Genomic DNA, 18,294 nt, shown 5'->3' with positions numbered 1-18,294 from the left:
CTCCTATTGCGGACTTGTGACGTCCGTTTGTCTATTACCTTCACTAGTGCTGCTCACCGTACTAACGGCTGAGTCGGTTTCCCAGCCGCCGCCCAACGCATTGAAAAGCCGTATCGCTGTCAACGACACATCACCATTCGCGCTGACCCAGCGCGTCTGTGCGTCGAGAAGAGCCTGCTGTAACACAAGGACATCGAGGAAGGTACTCGCACCCGCCTTGTATCGGTAGATCGCCGCGTCATAAGCAGCACGACTGTGGTCGAGAGCTGAGGCCAGATTCTTGCGCTTGCGTTGACGCGCATCGAAATCGATTAACGCATCATCGATTTCATGCCACGCGCCTAAGACAGTCTTTTGATACTCGAGCGCAGCCTCTTGTTGCTGCGCCTCACGCAGGTGCAACATCCCTGTGAGACGACCGCCTTGGAAGATCGGCAGATTTAGCGTGGGGCCAATCGCAAACTGTCGGGCAGCCCATGTACCCAAGGTTGCGAAGTTCAGCGACTGCATGCCAAAGCTTCCACTCAAGGTGACGGACGGATAAAAGTCGGCCTTCGCGGCGCCAATCCCCGCAGTTGCCGCGTGAAGACGCGCTTCAGCCTCCCGTATATCTGGGCGACGCTTGGCCAGCTCAGACGGCAGGCCCATCGGCACCTCTGAGGGCACAGGGGGTATGGGCTTGGCTGTTTCGAGCTCATCCGCCAAGGCGCCCGGTTCAGCAGCGACGAGCAGGCTCAAGGCGTTGATCAGCTTATCTTCCTGCGACTCGAGGTCAGGGATACGCGCCGATACTGCTTGCACCTGTGCGGCAGCCTCGGAGACCTCAAGCGACGTGGTTGCTCCGGCTTTCTGACGCGCTTGCGTGAGCTCGAGACTATGCTTAACCAACCCAAGGGTCTCGGTCGTATTTTTCAGTGTTGCCTGAACAGTCCGCAATTGAACATAGTTGGACGCGGTTTCGCTAAGCACCGCGAGTATCACTCCGTGGCGCGTTTCGTCTGACGCCGAGGTCAATGCATCGGCGGCCTCAACCGAGCGACGCGTCTTCCCCCAAATATCTAACTCCCACGAAGCATCGAATCCGTATTGATATAGATTCATGGGAGCACTGATGTCCGCTCCGCTGATGCCCGCATTGCCATTCCCAACGCCATTGGCAAGGCTCGACGCCGGGGGCTGCGAACCCACACCGGTCAAGCTCATCAGACCGTTTTCACTGGCACCCATCCGTTGCGCACTTGCGTTTGCTCCAATCGACGGCAGCCCCGCGGAGCTTACGATTCGCCTCTGCCATCGACTCTGTTGCAGCCGGCTCGCTGCGACTTGAATATCGAGGTTTTGGGCTGCCGCTCGGTCTACCAAACCGTTGAGGATTGGGTCATCGAAGATCTTCCACCAGGTTGCCAGAGCGGCGGCGTTCGTTGGGTGGCTCTCGCTACTGTCCACCACGTGATCGCGCCATGCTTCAGGCGGCTTCGGGTCGGGTTTGACGAAGTCCGGACCCACCATGCATCCTCCGAGCAGCGTGGCAATCTGGACTGCTATGATGGTCGCGCACAGCGGCTTGAAGTTCATCATCTCGCAGCTCCACTACGCGCGCTGACATCGACCTTCGGCACGACGGACATACCGACCTTCAGCAGACCTGCTGCCGGTTGATTTGCGTCAAGCACGATCTTCACTGGCAGACGCTGCACTACCTTTGTGAAGTTGCCCGTCGCATTATCAGGGGCCACGGGCGCGAACGTCAGACCCGTTGCTGGCGACACGCTGTCGACGTGTCCAGTCAGTTCCACACCCGGCAACGCGTCGATCTTCACGCGAGCCAATTGACCCGGTCGCATATGCGTGAGCTGAACCTCGCGAAAGTTGGCGACGACGTAAGCTTCGGACAGAGGTACGACCGCGAGCAGGGTGGTATTCGGGCCAACGTACGCACCGACACGCACCGAACGTTGTCCAATCACGCCGTCAAACGGCGCCAAAATCTTGGTGTACGAGAGGTTGAGTTCGGCCTGATGTACCGCCGCGCCTGCCAGCGTTACCGCCGCTTGCGCCTCTGCGTCTTCGCTAGCCAACACGCCAAGTTCCTTTTCGGCAGCGGTAAGTGCTGCGGCGTCGCGATCGCGGATAGCCGCTTGCTGACGCTGAGCGAAGCTCGTCTGTTGCTGTTGCTCCTGCGTGCCGGCGCCTTGTCGCGAAAGGTCTGCATAGCGCTGGGCGTTCTGACCTGCGAACACGACGGCAGCGTCATCGGCGCGAACGGCTGCTCGTGCCTGATCGATGGTCGCGTGCTGTCTTGTCTCGCGGGCCTGAGCATTCTTGAGTCGTGCTTGCGCCGCACTCAGCTGACTCTGCGCCGTTTCGAGCGCCACCTGGTAGTCGCGGTCATCAATCGACGCAAGAAGGTCACCCGCTCGCACAGGCTGGTTGTCTTCGACCGCCACCTTTGAAATTAACCCTGACACTTTCGGGGCGACGAGCGTGAAGTCTGCGGTGATGTAAGCGTCGTCGGTCGACTGCATGCCTCGCTCGAACAACCCGGCCACGCGGAACATGGCAACCGTTCCGATTACGACAACGACGGCAACCACGCCGATAACTATCCATTTCTTCATAATTGCGTTCACTTGGTGAGCCGAGGATCTGTACCCGGCGGATATGTACGTTGAGGCAGTAAGACGAGCACCAGTGCGAGCACAACTGCCATTGCCCCAAGGACGAGGTACACGTCGGCAACGCCCATGAGGAGGGCCTGACTTCTGATTTGCTCAGCCAGCGCACCGAGTCCTTCTCCGGACATAGGCCGACCAGGTTCAAGATGCAGGACATTAGGTCGACTCAAGATGTCCGAGCGGGCAAGCAGATGAACCCTGCGGCCAATCTGGTCGAGGAGCACGTTCGAATGAAAATGCTCCCGATGCGTAAGAAGCGATTCGACAAACGCTGCCCCAATCACGGTTGCCATCCCACGGGTCGTGTTGAACATCGCCGAGGCAAATGGCCCCTCTGGAGGCTGCACCGCGCCGGTGGCGCCCATGAGCACTGGCAGCACGGTCATCGGCTGCCCGAGCGCATGCATCGCCTGAAGCAGATAGAAGTTGTCGCGTACCCAATCATCGGTTAGGAATGAGCCGCCGATGCAAGCGGCCAGGAGCAACGCTAGGCCTGTAGCCAGCACAATGCGACTATCCAGCCATCTGATATTGCAAAGCATCGCTGCGAACGGGGACGCCACCAGCTGCGGAATCGCGATCGTCAAGGCGAGAGGCCCGATCTCAAGCGGACGATAACCGCGCACCTCGGCCAGATAAGTGGCCGGTAGCATCGATGCAGACAAGAAAATGATCAAGATGCCCGCAAGCGTGAGCAATCCATGAGCGAAATTGCGTCGACCAAGCATCTGTAGCTTGAACAAAGGCAGCGGATGGTTCCATTCGTTGATGAAGAAGAGAACCAGCGAGGCCGTACCGCAAATGAGTAACGTGCATATCAGAGGCGAAGCAAGCCAGTCGAGGCGCTCGCCTTGCTCAAGTGCAAGCACGAGCATCGCCACGCCACCACATCCGCTGAGCACGCCGCGCCAATCAAATTGACGGAATCGCTCGAGGCGAACAGGGTCCTGCGGCAGGCCCCACCCCATCAGCAAGGCAGCAAGCAGACACGGGGGAATCACCTGCCAGTACACAAACTGCCAACCGACCGTGTCGGTCCAAAGGGCAGCCAAGGGAGTTGCGAGATTTGGGCCGAAGGTCGCCGTCAGCGCGTAGGCGCTCATGCCGTAAAGCTTGATTTTCGGCGGCAAGAACCGAAGTGCCGCAGTCATCAGCAACGGAGGGAGTAGTCCACCGACCCCCCCCTGCACCACTCTCAAAGCCAGCAATGTCCCGTAGTCGCTAACAAAAGGAAAGACGACGGCCAAGGCCGCAAAGGCGACCGACACCCCAACTGCAAAGCGCCTGAACGACAGCGTGACGGCAAACCAGGCCGAAATCATCATCCCCGCAACCTCGCCTGCCTCATAGACCGCAGCGATCCACGTCCCTTCGTCGTGACCCATCCCAATCTGGCCGCGCCAATCAACGGAGGCGATGTCGGTCACCCGATCATTCAGTCCTGAAGCCAGGGACGCGATAAGGATGCCAAGCAGTCCGACCATCAACCGGGCATTGAACACATGCGTCGGCGCAGCAGCGGGCTTCGGACTGCTCGCAGGCGCGGGGGCACTCACTGTCGTCGGTTCCGCTAGCGTACTCATCCACCCACCTAAGAGAAATTGGCACATCACCCGCATGGCAGACACCCAAACCACCATGCGATGCAGTAGACTGGATTCTACAACGCGATTCAATGTACTGCATTGCGGGTTTTGGAATACATGTCGCACGGTGCGATAAAATTCCACATCGTGGTAAGAAACAACATTGGGTGCCTTCTAAGCGAGATGCGCCGGGAGGGTCCTTAATTCATCAATGGGGAAACCGTGAGCGACGCAACGGGCGAGGACAAGACGGGCGGTATTCAGGTGATTGCCCGAACCGCAAAGATTCTCAATGCTCTTAGCGAGAGACCCGGCGGCATGAGCCTCGCCGAGATTGCCAAGGAGGTAGAGTTGCCTCGATCGACGGTCCAGCGGATTGTCGCGGCTCTTGGCCAAGAAAACCTCGTGCGTGCAGATCGAAGTGACGGAGTACGTCTCGGACCAGCGCTACTTCGGCTGGTCGGTCGCGTGCATACGGACGTCATCTCGATCGTGCGGCCGCATTTGGAACAGCTATCGGCGGAGATAAACGAGACAACCGTTTTGGCGCGCATGAGTGGGCGCGATATGGCCTTCATTCATATTGTGGTCGCCGAACACGTTCTGCGCGTGATGCCTCGCGTAGGTGGCGATCTTCCGCTCCACAGCACAAGCGGGGGCCGAGCCTTGTTGGCTCTGCATACTGACCTCGATGTAAAAGCTCTGCTCGGCGACGACTACAAGCAAGTCACCCAGAGCACGGTCCATTCCGCGAGCGGACTTCTGCGCGCATTGGCTCGGATCCGCGCTCAGGGCTACGCCTGGGAGTCGAATGAGTCCATCGAAGGTGTGTCCTCGGTGGCAATTGCGATCGACACGGTCCTTGGACCTTATGCTATCTGCATAGTCGCGCCAACAGCGCGCGCCGTCGAGCAGCGAGAACTTTACGCAGACCGGGCACTTCGCTTAAAGGAAATCCTACAGGCGGAGATTGGACGCAGTTCAATCGGCGCCTGAGCAAGCATCTTCGAACGTTATTGTTGGCGTACAGCGAACAGAGTACCTGGAAGTCAATCAGTGTCTCTGGCAGTGTTGTTTGCCTTCCCTAAGTAAATCCCCCAAGCGACGCGTCTGAATCGCTGTCGCGAACGTATTCGAAGAAAAGTCTACGAAATCGCCTTCCGCGCAAACTGTCCTACGCACTCAGACGACATCGCGTAGCGCGCGGATCAATGAGCGAACGTGTTGATCGCACCGACACTGTACGCACCACCACTTGCTGACCACATTTTGCTCGACGTGCAGTCGTGCCCCTCTAGACCTCTCCGTTTCGTTGGTTCTTCCAACCGTTGTTGCTTCGTTCTGCTCCTGCGACATAACACGAACGATTGACAGCGCCGACGAAAGATCATGTCCCACGGGAGGTCTCCCTCACACAATCGAATGTTCGCGAGCCTGATCGTTTGGTTTTTGCGAATGACCCGTTCGCGCAATCTGATTATTTCCGATAAGCGCTTCCCACTATTCTAGGCTCGTTAGCAAAGGACTAATGCAATTTACGCAACGATGTAGATTTGGGAGGAGACATGCAAGGAAAAGAGTGGGACACATCCTATGAATGGAAAGCAGTGACACTGCTGGCGCTTGGATTTGGCCTCGTCGGTCTCGATCGGTGGCTCATTGCACCATTGTTCCCCTCAATTATGAAGGATTTGGGGCTGACCGCTCAGGATGTCGGGAACTGTATTGGCATCCTCGGTTTGTCTTGGGGTGTGTTCGCAATCATCATGGGTGGCTTATCCGACAAGATCGGCCGACGCAAAGTACTGATCCCTTCGATCATCGCTTTTTCGCTGTTGTCCGGGTTCTCGGGCGTCTCCGGTGGACTGGCTTCGTTGCTTGCAATTCGCGCGCTGATGGGCGTCGCTGAGGGATCGTTCTGCCCAACAAGCTTCGCGGCGACGGCTGACGCGTCGCATGCAAAGCGACGCGGATTCAATCTGGGCTTGCAACAGAGTGGCTTTGCCCTCTTTGGACTTGCACTCGCACCTATCATTGCCACGCAACTTCTAGGCGTAATGTCGTGGCGATGGGTCTTTGCGCTTGTTGCCGTTCCGGGACTCATTCTTGGCTTATTAATGTATGTCGTCATCCGCGAGCCGAAAACGCAGCAGGTGACTGAAAGCGAGTTTCCGACTCGCGCTGGAAGCTGGAAAGATGTCATCAAAAGCCGCAACGTCATGCTCGCGATGATCGCACTTTTCTGTGCGATGACTGCTGTCTTCGTGCTTGGAGCAATGTTGCCGCTCTATCTTACGCAATACCTGATGTTGGACATGCGGAGCATGGGCTTCGTCGCGTCTGCGATTGGTTTTGGCGGATTCTTTGGTCAATTCGGTCTTCCGGGAATTTCGGACATCATCGGTCGTCGCACGGCAGGTATCATAGGGTTCGTCGCCACGGCGTTCATGCTTTTCTTCTTCCGAGGCATCGGCGCGCAGCCTGTGCTCCTCTTCGCCGTTCTCTTCGTGATTTCTTTCTTCACTCTGGGTCTCGTCGCATTGCTGTCTGGCCCGATTGCTACGGAAGCGGCACCTGCCGGAATGGTTTCGACGTCAATCGGCCTGGTTGTAGGTGCCGGTGAAATTTTTGGTGGGGGCGTCGCGCCAGCGTTAGCCGGATTTGTAGCGACTCATTTCGGAATTCACAACATCGTTTGGCTTCCGATTTACGGAGTCCTGCTCGGCTTCCTGGTCTGCCTCTTTCTAGTTGAGACGGCACCCAAACGCGCCCGTCAAATCAAGCAAACATTTCCTGCTGTTGAGCTTCCCCAACAAGAGTGAGCAATCAGATGCGTCGACGAATTAGGTCAACTTTTAGCTTAGTTCGTCGCTCGTCTAGACTCGGCTTAGGGCAGTCGAAATTGAACTAGATGCCCTATGTTCGGCGTTGGTGGGCAATAAACGAATACAAAACTTCCGGTGCCGAATGATTTTGAATGGAGACAAGATCATGTTCAGCTTAAAACGAAAGTATCGAATTACGCCCAAATATCGGTCGCGTCATTCGTCAAATTTTCGAACGCACCGCGAGAACCATCGTCAGCGAAACTAAAAGTCGCGTCTACGTTCGCTATGTCAATCTAGACCATGAACCAATCCCGCTCTCTGCAGGGGTAGTTCGTCAGGGTCAGAGGGATATTTGGCGACCTACTCGTATAACCGCGCGCTCTTGTCTTGAATCTCAGCCATCTGGCGCGTAGGCGAATCGCATACCCGAAAAGCCGTCAAGCCGTACCGAGTTGTTGTCCTGATGCCTTTCGTGAGGCGTAGGAGGATTAATTGCGCCCATTGATACCAGTATCCATCGACGGTCGTCATCTTTGACTCACACCAGCGCGCCAGCAACGCACTGGATTTTCTAGAAACGCTGCTTTCCAAAGTTGAGCACTGGCATTGCTCGGTTGAATGCACGGGAGCATGTCATATTGCTTGAGGCGGATATGCACAATAAGTTTTATTGGAGACTTTCTAAATGACGTTCAAACCTAAACTCCGCCTCCTTGTCGCACTTTTACTTGGCTCAGGTATTGCAACGATTGCCAAGGCACAAAGCTCAGTCACGCTCTACGGTGTCGTCGATGGTGGCGTTATGTACGTCAGCAAAACGCTCAATGAAAAGACAGGGCAGAATGGTGGAAAACAGTTTTCTTTCACAAACGGGAATCTGCAGTCGTCCACGTTCGGCTTATTGGGAACTGAAGACTTGGGTGGAGGCCTTCACGCAATCTTCAACTTGGAAAGCGGTATCGATATCTCGAATGGCGGCTTCGCAGACTCCACCGGAAACCTATTCGGACGTCAGGCTTGGGTTGGCTTGGAAGGCGGCTTCGGACGGGTACAGGTCGGCGTTCAATATTCCCCGTTCGTGCTGTCACTGATTGCTTCCGATCCGCGCAACATTTCCTTGTTCGGCAGTGAAGTTCCGATTTACACCGGACAGCTTTTCGCTACCGGCGCCTACAATCCCAACGCAATCGGTTATACAAGCCCTTCATTCTTTGGTTTGCAGGGGCGAGCGATGCTGGCTCTGGGCGGCACGGCGGGAAACTTTCAAGCTGGTAGACAGTACGCAGGAAGCCTTACTTATGCCAATAGTGGCGTTTTGCTCACCGCCTCGTACTATGACGGAAACGCAGGGGGCTCAGCCGCAACGACTCCCATCCCGAGTACGGTTCCGTTCATTGGACGTACCATCGGCGCTGGTTACGACTGGGGAAGTTGGGGCGTCAGAGCAGTGTTCGTCAACTATAAGCTGCAGGGCTCGTTTGACAATCGGGTCTTCGGTGCCGGCTTCAACTACAACATCACCCCTTCCCTGAACGTTAATGCTGGTGGTTGGTTTATCCGAGACGGGAACGATTCCAACAACCGGTCGATTATGGCTGCCGCCGGCGTCGTCTACTCCTTGTCGAAAGCGACCGCACTGTACGGGCAGTACGGCTTTGTCAATAACAAGGGTGCAGAACATATTGGGCTGTCGACCAACGGCGCGCTGTACGCACCAGCCGGTAGCACTAACGGCGTAACCCTGGGCATCCGCCATATGTTCTAAATTCTCTGGTTGCGTCAGTCAATCAAACTGTCTTACCGCGAGAAAATCGCCACCGGAACATCAGCAGGACGCTGTGGTTCGGTGGCGCTGAGAACTCTTAGAGGCAGGACACCGCAACGTGTGGCGGAGAACCATACACTCAGTTTCGTTAGCAATCAGTCGTCGATACGCAAGCCGGCCTTGATGGTCACTTGCCAGTGCAGAATCTTTCCATCCTCTACATGACCTCGCGTTTCCACAACTTCGAACCAGTGGATGTTATGGAGGGTCTTTGCCGCCTTCGCCAACGCGATACGGACAGCCTCATCGCTCGACTGCGGCGACGAACCGGTGAGTTCAACCTGCTTGTAGACATGCTCCGACATGGGCTTCTCCCTAATAGGATGGACATGATGAGGTCGCCTTAGCGACAGGACTGCATCAAGCGATGCACTCCAACTTTAAGCAGCAAGACACGAGCCATGGCGAGTATTTTCTCCAATTAGCCGCACGCCACGCCTCGACGAAGCAGCCGGGCGTCGACTATCTAGCTCAACGCTCGATGCGCGATAGTCTCAACGTTTGAGCGGAATCATGGAGCTAGCACGACGAGGCATCTCGCCATAGATCTTTCGATCCTCGATGACGATTTGAACTGGCCGGAGAGTCGCCCCTTTGCAAGGTCCATCGACGCACAATCCGTCTTCGAATCGAAACATGGCGCTGTGATGTGCGCACATGATGACTTCGCTGTCGTAGGTCCAGAAAGTATTTGGCTCGTAGTTCAAGGGAACCGAGAAATGTGGACATAGGTTCTGATATGCCCAGACTTCATCGCCGCGGCGAATGATGACGACGTCTGTCGTTGCGGGATCAGTCGCCTTGATCTCAATGGCACCGTTGTCCGGTACGTCGTCAAGAGCACAAAGAAGCACTTGTGGTTCGCCGCTAATAGAGCTCATCTCTTCGTCTCTTTAAGCGTTTGCTCGACTGAGCACGAAATCCCGCTTGACGTCGAAAAAGGGACTCGACAGATCCCATTTCTTCGCCTCTTCCCGGCTAACATTCCGTACGTAATCGACCACCAACGACGATTTCACGCCGAAGACTGCATCCGAACGGACATATGGGTCGTCTGCGCTGTACAGCGCAGTAGTCAGAGTGTCGTATCCGGGTGCTTGAATAAGAAAATGCACGTGTCCCGGTCGCATCGGATGACGACCTACTGCCAACAGCATTTGCCCAACTGGCCCGTCGGTCGGAATTGGGTAAGCCGTAGGCTTGATTGCGCGAAACGCGAACTCGCCTTCCGGCCCGGACCGGAAGCGGCCGCGGAGGTTACTCTCCGGTTGGTCCGGGTCCTGCCCTTCGTACATTCCGTTGTTCGCGGTTTCCCACACTTCGATGAGAGCGTCGGCGACCGGCTCACCGCCGTCGTCCACCACACGACCATGAAACAGCGTCGGCTCGCCTTCGGTACGCGCGATGTTCGCACCATATTCTTCGTCGAATGCGCCCTCTCGATAGAACGGCCCCAAGAGACTGCTTTCGGTTGTCGCTGAATCCGCAACGCCATCCCGTTGATTGATTTCATCGAGCATGATGGACAAGCCGAGCGTGTCTGACAGCAGAATGAATTCCTGCCGAATGCCGTCGCACTTCTTCCCAGTTGCGGTCAGGAATTCAATACCTTTGCGCCATTCTTCGCCTGTCAACTGGACCTCTTGGGCAAAAGCATGCAGATGTCGAATGAGAGCTGTCATCAACTGCCGCACGCGGGCATCGGTACAACTTGACAGTGTCGCCAGCACAGTGTCGGTAATGGGGTGCACTGCTTGCCCGGCCATGGGGCGCTCAGTTGTCGTATTCATGATGTCCTCACGCGATCGACGCGTTTGTGTAATTGTGAATCGTCTCCGTCCTGCTTTAGACGCATGCCAACCGATGAGAACCAAACGTCCTTCGATGACACGATCGTCTAACCCTACCCAACATGTTGTTACTTTCAACCGGAACCTCGGAAAGCGGCGCCGATTGATGATTCACTCACTGAGCGCGACGAACCCTACCGCCTCAATGCATCCGATGCTGGCACAACAATCCCGCCTACCCGCTTTGCTCATGCGTTTGCCGCGACTAACTCGGTGCCCGCCCTTCATAAGCGTCAACAAGCAGCGCACGCAGCGGCTCACGCTCAATCGCACGAGGATTCCAATAAGGCTTGTCCAGTGCGATGTTCAATGCGACATCTATATCGGACTCTTTCATCCCGATGTCTTTCAATGCAGTGGGCGCTCCGTTCTTGCGCGCCAGTTCGAAAACAGCCTGCGGACCATCTTCGGCATGAAGCGCGCGAGCAATCCGCGACATCGCCTCCGGGGCGGCCTCGCGGTTGTATGCCAATGCGTGAGGCAGCACGATCGTATGGGTCTCAGCGTGAGGCAAGTTAAAGCTGCCTCCTAGCGTATGACATAGCTTGTGATGCAATGACATGCCAACACTACCCAAGACCGCACCACACAACCACGCGCCGTACAAGCAAGCACCACGTGCGTCAAGATCGTTCGGCTGATCCACCACCCCTGGCAGACCCTCTCCCAACGCACGAATTCCCTCTTCAGCAATGAGGTTCATGATGGGATTAGCGTCTTGCGAGTACAGGCCTTCCGCAGCGTGCGCGATTGCATTGATGCCGCTTGTGACTGAAAGACCTTTCGGCAGCGATACCGTTAGCGCCGGGTCATAAATCACCGTCTTCGGCAAAACACGAGCATCGCGCCCTGTCTTCTTGATTCCGTTTTCCGTCAATCCGTAGATGGGGGTCATCTCCGAACCGGCGTACGTAGTCGGGATCGCAATGATAGGGAGCGCCGTCTCAAGGGCAATCGCTTTACCAAGGCCTGTTGTCGATCCTCCACCGATGGCAATGGCACAGTCTGCCTTGACGCTCGCCGCGAATTCGCGCGCCTTGCGCGCAGTCTCGATGGGAACATGCATGACGGCTTCGGCAAACACCCCGGCGGCTCCCTTGCCGAGTCGTTCGGCAAGCTGCTCTGCTTGTGCACGCTGCTCCGGCGTCGAAAGCACAATCGCTCGCCTCGCGCCAAGCAGATCAATCTCACGGCTAAGGTGGTCCAGACTGCCAACACCGAACACCACGCGTGAGCTTAGGCTTTGATATACGAAAGGTTCCATAGAACTAGCGCTCCGTGATCTATCAGCGGGGGAAGTACGGGGGGATCTTTGCGTCGACGTTCACCCAAACCGACTTCGCCTGGGTGTATTCGCGCATTACTTCGAAACCCATCTCCCGGCCGTATCCGCTTGCACCCACTCCGCCAAAAGGCGAACCAGGGCTGACTCGCTTGTAGCAGTTGATCCACACCATGCCGCTTCGGATTTCACGTGCCATTTGATGGGCTCGTTGAAGATCTCGCGTCCACAGTCCTGCCCCAAGTCCATATTCCGTACCGTTCGCAATAGCAAGCGCTTCTTCATCGGTGCGGAAGGTCGTCACGGTCATGAACGGCCCGAACACCTCTTCTTGCGAGACGCGATCGGTCGGTTTGGCGTGGACGATCGTCGGTTCGACGTAGCAGCCTTTCGCGAATCCCTCACCATCGGGTGTCTTGCCTCCAGTCAACACGTCACCGCCCTGTTCGCGAGCGATGTCAACATAGGACAACACGCGGTCGCGATGTTGGAGAGACGTAAGAGGACCCATTTCGGTCTTGGGATCGAGCGGATTGCCCAGCTTGATGGACCGGGTGAGCGCCACGAACTTCTCGAGCACTTCGTCAGCCACCGACTCGTGGACAATCATTCGGGACGCAGCAATGCACGCCTGACCTTGGTTATGGAAGATACCAAAGGCCGAACCTTGGACGACCGCAGCGATGTTCGCATCAGCGAACACGATATTCGCACCCTTCCCGCCAAGCTCGAGCTGCACTTTTTTCAGATTGCCGCTCGAAGCTTGGACCACTTTACGACCCACAGCCGTCGAACCCGTAAATGCGACCTTGCTAATTTCCGGATGCTCTGCAATGTACTGGCCAGCAATATGGCCGAGCCCCGGCAAAATATTGACCACGCCTTTCGGGAAGCCGACCTCTGCCATTAGTTCAGCAATTGCCAAGCTTGAAAGCGGCGTGAGCTCTGCTGGCTTCATGACCACGCAGTTGCCTGCGGCGAGTGCCGGTGCCATCTTCCAGCTTGTGAACATCAACGGGAAATTCCAAGGCACGACTTGACCGACGATGCCAACCGGTTCACGTGTCAAGTAGTTCAGAAAACCCGCGTCAACCGGGATGACTGACCCTTCGAACTTATCAGCCATACCGCCAAAATAGCGGAAAGTTGCGGCAGTACGTGGGACGTCAAGAAAGCGCGTGTCACGAATCGGATGACCAGTATCGATCGACTCGAGTTGCGCGAGACGGTCCGCATTTGCCTCGATTGCGTCTGCGAGTTTGAGCAGCAAGCGGCCGCGATCCGCCGCCGCCATATTCTTCCATGCGGGGTAAGCGGCTTTTGCCGCAGTTACGGCACGGTCGATGTCGGCGTGATTCGCCATCGCGATATCCGCGATTACCGTGTTGTCGTGCGGATTCAGCGTTGCAAGCGTTTCGCCTGAGAGCGACGGAACGAAATTGCCGTCAATGAAGAGTTGGGTTTGCATGACAGTCCTACTTGTTATATTGCCGAGACGCAATTGCCCCACGGCGCCACAAACTTGTGGCGCCGTTGGTTAAAGACTGGGGCAGCGGAGGAAGTAGAACCGGATCCTTAGAACTGGATCGGATTGGCAGGCAGTTCACCGCTTTCGTAACGCTTCGGCAGGTCAGGCGTTGCGTTTTCCCAAACCAGCAACATCGAGCGCTTTTGGGAGAAACCCTTGTGGCGGATATCTGCCGGCATTGCAGCGACGTCACCCGGATTCATCGTAATGCGCGCACGCGGCTCGCCCGTATCCTTGTCAGCGATGTCCCAGATGATTTGGTCGGAGAGTTGCAGGAACCATTCAACACGGTCATTGCCATGGAAGACCGGGAGCACGAACTCTTCGGTGGTCGGGCAGAACAGGCTCTGCTGGCAAACAGACGTCACCGACGGATTCCACGTAACGTCCGAGCGCGACAGATACTTGAAGAGGCTGAATGCGTGGAGCGACTTCTCGTAACCCGGCTCAGCGTGAATCTCCGGCTCCGACTGCGACACGTCGGCGAAGTGACGATTTACCGGCAGGTCTTCGCGCAGCGGCGAATCGCCTTCGAGGCCAGGCATGCGCTTGGTCGCAATCCGGAAGCGCTCGATTGCTTCGAAGTTGTCGCCATGCTTGCTACCGTAAGCCGAGCCGGTTTCGCCAGGTGCTGCGAACGGATCGAAGCCTTCATTGACCCAATCAGCCAGAATTGCCTTGAACGTCGCCATGATCAGCGGCGTTTCGAATTGCTCGGTGTAGTCGATGCCGGCCGCCTTGAAGCTGGCGTTGTACGAGCCAGCGTATAAATCGACTTTACCGTAGTGGTTGCGGGTACCAATCACCGGGTCGAAGTTGACCCAACCGTAAAAGAAGCCCCAAGCGACGTCGCGCATCATCGCACGAAGGAACTCATCAACGTAAATCTGGTGCGTCCGAATTTGTCCATTCGACGGCCACTTGATGGTGGCAAAGTACGAATCACGGCTGAATTCAAACTCGCCGAGTTTGAAAGCGCGATAGCCAGTGACTTCATGCGGTTCGCTCGCAACGACATCTGCTTGAATGCTTTTCTGTACCGTTATGAACTCCGTAATGTGCTAGTGAGTGGTGAGCTTAGCGATCGCAGATATCGGCCCAGCGTTCCACCGAATTCTCGCCAAGGATGGTTTGCAGGAGAAGTACGCCCATCTTGACGGCAGTGAATCGATAGGCCGCGCCAGCGGGAAGCAACACTTGATGGCCGCGTTGCAGGTGAACACGCCCCATCGGCTTTCCCTTCGGCTCACCATCAAGACGTAGGGTTCCCTCTTTAGCACTGTCGACAAGCGGGCCATCCGTCGGATCGATGAACTGAACGTCGACCTCGCCGTCCATGACCACAGCGAACTCATCATGCGCTGCGCTGAACCACGGCGACGTACCTTCCGCACGAAGCGTTTCGATGACGTACTTCAGGTTCTTCGCGACAACCACCTTCTCATAAGGCAGTGCGCCAGCGGCCACGGCAAACACGTTCGACTTCGCGTAGTGCTCTGCCTTGCCTGTGATGATTTCGATCGAGCCTTTCGAGTAACCGTTCAGACTTCCGAACACCGTTTCTTGCATGATGTGCCTCCAGTTAAGTTATGAGATGCGTAAATACAGGGTAAGTCGTGAAGGCCGCCATATCAATGTTCAAGCTGTTCTGGAATCGCGAACCGAATGTCCGTAAAAAGCCTCCAGTCCTGCTCCCTACTTACACCTGCTGCCTGCCTAAGGGCATCGAGATTGCCTTGCAGCGCTGCGCTCGCCGCTGACGGACGCGATTTCTAAGCGTTGCCCACACGGGTATGGCAATCACCAGTTCTGGCCTGACATCGACAGCACTCTGAGTTGCCTGCGAGTGGACTGAATACGAAAGGGCATTCGTTCCGAAGGCAAACGCTCACTTCAGGACGACTTGCGTATTCAAAGACTCTGCTCTGAATGTTTTCCAAAAATTCGGTTTAAGACGACGAAGCGACGTCATTACTCTGACTGACATCGATTCAACGAACTTACGAATATTCGATCCGACTTCCGGCGCGCACAGCCGCGACGGTCGTGGCACGCCGTTGAGCTTTTCAAAGTTAAGGAGCATCTCCCGCATGACAGCTCGATCTGCAGTGGCGGATTGCAGCATCGCTGTGTCCTGCGCCCGCTTAGCGGGGTCACTTTCCTTCATCCAGTTGAAATTCGCTGTCGCCGTGGGCGATGTGAAGTCTAAGAAGACTCTTCTGCGTTCTGCCGCGTACTTGTCCAGTACTCTCTTCGATGCCGACTCTTTGATGACTGCGATTAGAGCAGTTGCCAAGTGTTCCGCATCGAGCACTCCGCCAGAAAGCCCGAGTCCTCCAATCGGATTCGTGATGTGCGCTGCATCACCCGCTAAGAGCACGCGACCGCGACGGAACTCAGATGCGCAACGTTGATGTACCCGGTATGGATTAATGTGGTCAACGCGATATTGGTCAGGATTCGGCGCACCCGGCAAGATCTTCCTAAATCGCTCGGGCATGCGGCGGCGCACTTCGTCCATCGAGATATCTGGATCCTCACCGTAGCAGACTCTCCACAATCCGCTCTGATCAAGCTGCACCACTACGGCCCAATCCACAGGGTCATGCACAAAATTCGCACGAGAGTACCCATGGAAAGAGAAATCGTAGAATATGTTCGTTGCCACCAGCCTTTCATCCCAGGTGGTGCCATCAAAAGTTAACCCCAGCTGCTCACGCACCGTGCTGCGCGCACCATCGGTTGCCGCGACCCACCGTGTTCGAATGCGGGATAGCCCGCCAGGCATGCGGGTTTCAATCGTTACATAGGCAGTATCTTGCTTGATGCTTTCGACGCGATGATTCCAACGGATATCAACGTTAGGTAGCGCCTGAAGGTGTTCGACAATCACGTTGGAGACGTGATTCTGTCCCAACAAGAGCATATACGGGTGCTCCGTATCCTCGTCGAGCACACCCCAATCCAAAGTGGAAAACAACGTACCGTCGCCGTGGCGGTAGTTAATCTCCGGGGACCAAACAGCACGTTTTCGCACATCGTCTAGCAGCCCAAAGCGCTCTAAAGCGGCGACGGTGGGCGGCATGTAGGCTACTGCTCGCGGAGATGGCGAGACGCTAGGCTCCGATTCCAACACCACCACTTTTACCCCGGCACGGCCAAGTTTCAGGGCGGTGAGCAAGCCGACGGGACCTCCGCCAACTACGACCACGCCTTCTAGCGTCTCCATCATGTGTCTCCTTTAAACACGCGTTTCTCAAGGAAAATAGCCTCTGAATGGGCTATGTCGCGCGTGTTCAAACCAAATAACCTACAGTGTTTCCTTCTGCAAAGTGCCGAGCGTTTGAGCGCGACACGGCTATCGATCTTTGCGTCTAGATGCCGGATGTCAAACCGCGAAATCGGCTTTAGCAGATCGATATAGGTACTCATGCGATTAATGAACGGCTTGACGCTACCGTCCTTCACTGCCCATGTGCCCCAATATTGTTTTGCGTTAGGAGGACAACTGCAGCATGCTTATCGAGGTGAGGCCGTTTTACTCATTCCGCCTACCTTTGGTGATTCGTTCAAGAGTGCATTCGGGCATATCGACGGCCTATGCGCGAAGCACCCTTTTTTCGGCCGGCACGCAAATCATTGGCTACCGGCCAGCCTACTTACTTGGACTGCGCGACCAGCTTCTTGGTGATCGTGGCAACATGCTGACCTTGGAAGCGAGCGATTGCCAGTTCGTTTTCGCTCGGTTGACGCGAACCATCTGCACCCGCAAGCGTCGACGCACCGTAGGGCGTGCCACCGGAAATCTCGCTCATGTTGACCAGTCGCTGCTCCGAATACGGCACACCAACGATGACCATACCGTGGTGAAGCAGGGTCGTATGGAAGCTGCTGATGGTCGTTTCTTGACCACCGTGTTGCGAAGCGGTGCTCGTGAAGACGCTACCAACCTTGCCAATCAGGCCACCGTTCATCCACAGACCACCCGTTTGGTCCAGGAAGTTGCGCATTTGAGCGCACATGTTGCCGAATCGCGTCGGCGTACCGAAGATGATGCCATCGGCTTCCGCGAGAATCTCTGGCGTAGCAACCTGAACACTTTCGAATGCAGCGCGATAGCCCTTCATCCCGCTCTTAACCAAGACTTCTTCGGGCACGAGTTCCGGAACCTGGAGCAACTTCACTTCAACGTCTTCAACTTCTCTGACGCCTGCCGCGATCGCTTCGGCCATCTTGTAGATGTGGCCGTAGCCGCTGTAAAAAACAATCTGAATCTTAGTTGCCATATCGTTTCTCCGGGTTGGTTCTCTTAAGAGACAAAACTCAAGTTCAGACGAACTTCATGTGTAGCGGCGACTGACTTTGTACGCTGTGGTGACTCAACACGCGTTTGACGGTTGCGCGAAAGACAAATGCAGGTAGACCTCTTCCTGTTCGCAAATCGCGAAACCTAAAAATCATAGAGAAATTGCATTCCTGGTTCGTTCCGGTTTCGCGAACGAGTCGATCGCCAAACACGAACAGCATCACACGCGGCGCCACACCCAGCATGACAGTCGTGGCCTATCAACCTAATATGTGCCGCCACAATCTTTAAGCGACTCAATCGCGCTGGTCGCTAGCTCAACCACACTGTCGAAGGCAGAGGAGGCCAATTTTCTCGCCCCTTCGTAGTGCGAGGTGCGTCGGACCGAAAGTCGCACGGAACGGCAGACATTCA

At 55.9% G+C, this 18,294-nt stretch carries 15 protein-coding genes; 3 read left to right on the top strand and 12 right to left on the bottom strand.

Going from position 1 to position 18,294, the window contains the following annotated elements; all coding sequences use genetic code 11:
* Positions 1-3: 3 nt before the first annotated feature.
* Genes BG60_RS30020 through BG60_RS30010 form a run of 3 tightly spaced genes read right to left on the bottom strand, consistent with a single transcriptional unit; the run spans position 4 to position 4,258 of the window.
* Positions 4-1,578: an efflux transporter outer membrane subunit gene (locus BG60_RS30020; RefSeq protein WP_033536611.1), complete on the bottom strand. Its 1,575-nt coding sequence runs from the start codon at positions 1,576-1,578 to the stop codon at positions 4-6.
* Positions 1,575-2,618: an HlyD family secretion protein gene (locus BG60_RS30015; RefSeq protein WP_034473705.1), complete on the bottom strand. Its 1,044-nt coding sequence runs from the start codon at positions 2,616-2,618 to the stop codon at positions 1,575-1,577. The genes BG60_RS30020 and BG60_RS30015 overlap by 4 nt, the downstream gene beginning before the upstream one ends.
* A gap of 8 nt (positions 2,619-2,626) precedes the next feature.
* Complete coding sequence (locus tag BG60_RS30010; protein ID WP_051627193.1) at positions 2,627-4,258, bottom strand: MFS transporter; 1,632 nt, start codon at positions 4,256-4,258, stop codon at positions 2,627-2,629.
* 225 nt (positions 4,259-4,483) lie between these two features.
* Between BG60_RS30010 and BG60_RS30005 the strand changes: the two genes are divergently transcribed.
* The 3 genes from BG60_RS30005 to BG60_RS29995 all read left to right on the top strand — a co-directional run bounded on the left by BG60_RS30005 (position 4,484) and on the right by BG60_RS29995 (position 8,854).
* Entirely contained in the window at positions 4,484-5,257 is a 774-nt protein-coding gene (locus tag BG60_RS30005; protein ID WP_008348765.1) for an IclR family transcriptional regulator, read from the top strand.
* A gap of 569 nt (positions 5,258-5,826) precedes the next feature.
* On the top strand, positions 5,827-7,083 hold the full coding sequence (locus BG60_RS30000) for an MFS transporter (protein ID WP_033536613.1): 1,257 nt from the start codon (positions 5,827-5,829) through the stop codon (positions 7,081-7,083).
* A 691-nt stretch (positions 7,084-7,774) separates the two neighbouring features.
* Positions 7,775-8,854, top strand: a complete 1,080-nt coding sequence (locus BG60_RS29995; protein ID WP_034473704.1) for a porin — start codon at positions 7,775-7,777, stop codon at positions 8,852-8,854.
* A 155-nt stretch (positions 8,855-9,009) separates the two neighbouring features.
* Here the strand turns inward: BG60_RS29995 and BG60_RS29990 are convergent, their stop codons facing one another.
* The 9 genes from BG60_RS29990 to wrbA all read right to left on the bottom strand — a co-directional run bounded on the left by BG60_RS29990 (position 9,010) and on the right by wrbA (position 17,860).
* Positions 9,010-9,219 (bottom strand): dodecin, encoded by a 210-nt coding sequence (locus BG60_RS29990; protein ID WP_008348770.1) that lies wholly within the window; start codon positions 9,217-9,219, stop codon positions 9,010-9,012.
* Positions 9,220-9,408: 189 nt separating this feature from the next.
* Positions 9,409-9,795, bottom strand: a complete 387-nt coding sequence (locus BG60_RS29985) for a Rieske (2Fe-2S) protein (protein WP_033536615.1) — start codon at positions 9,793-9,795, stop codon at positions 9,409-9,411.
* A gap of 12 nt (positions 9,796-9,807) precedes the next feature.
* The gene (locus BG60_RS29980; RefSeq protein WP_051627192.1) at positions 9,808-10,704 is read right to left on the bottom strand and encodes an intradiol ring-cleavage dioxygenase; all 897 of its coding nucleotides are present in this window, start codon (positions 10,702-10,704) and stop codon (positions 9,808-9,810) included.
* 265 nt (positions 10,705-10,969) lie between these two features.
* Positions 10,970-12,028, bottom strand: a complete 1,059-nt coding sequence (locus BG60_RS29975) for a maleylacetate reductase (protein WP_033536616.1) — start codon at positions 12,026-12,028, stop codon at positions 10,970-10,972.
* A gap of 22 nt (positions 12,029-12,050) precedes the next feature.
* Entirely contained in the window at positions 12,051-13,514 is a 1,464-nt protein-coding gene (locus BG60_RS29970) for an aldehyde dehydrogenase family protein (protein ID WP_033536617.1), read from the bottom strand.
* 107 nt (positions 13,515-13,621) lie between these two features.
* On the bottom strand, positions 13,622-14,620 hold the full coding sequence (locus BG60_RS29965; RefSeq protein ID WP_034473703.1) for a hypothetical protein: 999 nt from the start codon (positions 14,618-14,620) through the stop codon (positions 13,622-13,624).
* Positions 14,621-14,651: 31 nt separating this feature from the next.
* Positions 14,652-15,143: a cupin domain-containing protein gene (locus BG60_RS29960; RefSeq protein ID WP_033536619.1), complete on the bottom strand. Its 492-nt coding sequence runs from the start codon at positions 15,141-15,143 to the stop codon at positions 14,652-14,654.
* A 319-nt stretch (positions 15,144-15,462) separates the two neighbouring features.
* Positions 15,463-16,806 carry an FAD-dependent oxidoreductase gene (locus BG60_RS29955; RefSeq protein ID WP_235366279.1) on the bottom strand — a complete coding sequence of 448 codons (1,344 nt, stop codon included), beginning with the start codon at positions 16,804-16,806 and terminating at the stop codon, positions 15,463-15,465.
* A gap of 427 nt (positions 16,807-17,233) precedes the next feature.
* On the bottom strand, positions 17,234-17,860 hold the full coding sequence (gene wrbA / locus BG60_RS29950) for an NAD(P)H:quinone oxidoreductase (RefSeq protein WP_008348785.1): 627 nt from the start codon (positions 17,858-17,860) through the stop codon (positions 17,234-17,236).
* Positions 17,861-18,294 lie beyond the last annotated feature (434 nt).

The sequence above is a fragment of the Caballeronia zhejiangensis genome (assembly GCF_000698575.1).
Taxonomy (GTDB): domain Bacteria; phylum Pseudomonadota; class Gammaproteobacteria; order Burkholderiales; family Burkholderiaceae; genus Caballeronia; species Caballeronia zhejiangensis.
This window is presented reverse-complemented; position numbering and strand designations above follow the sequence as displayed.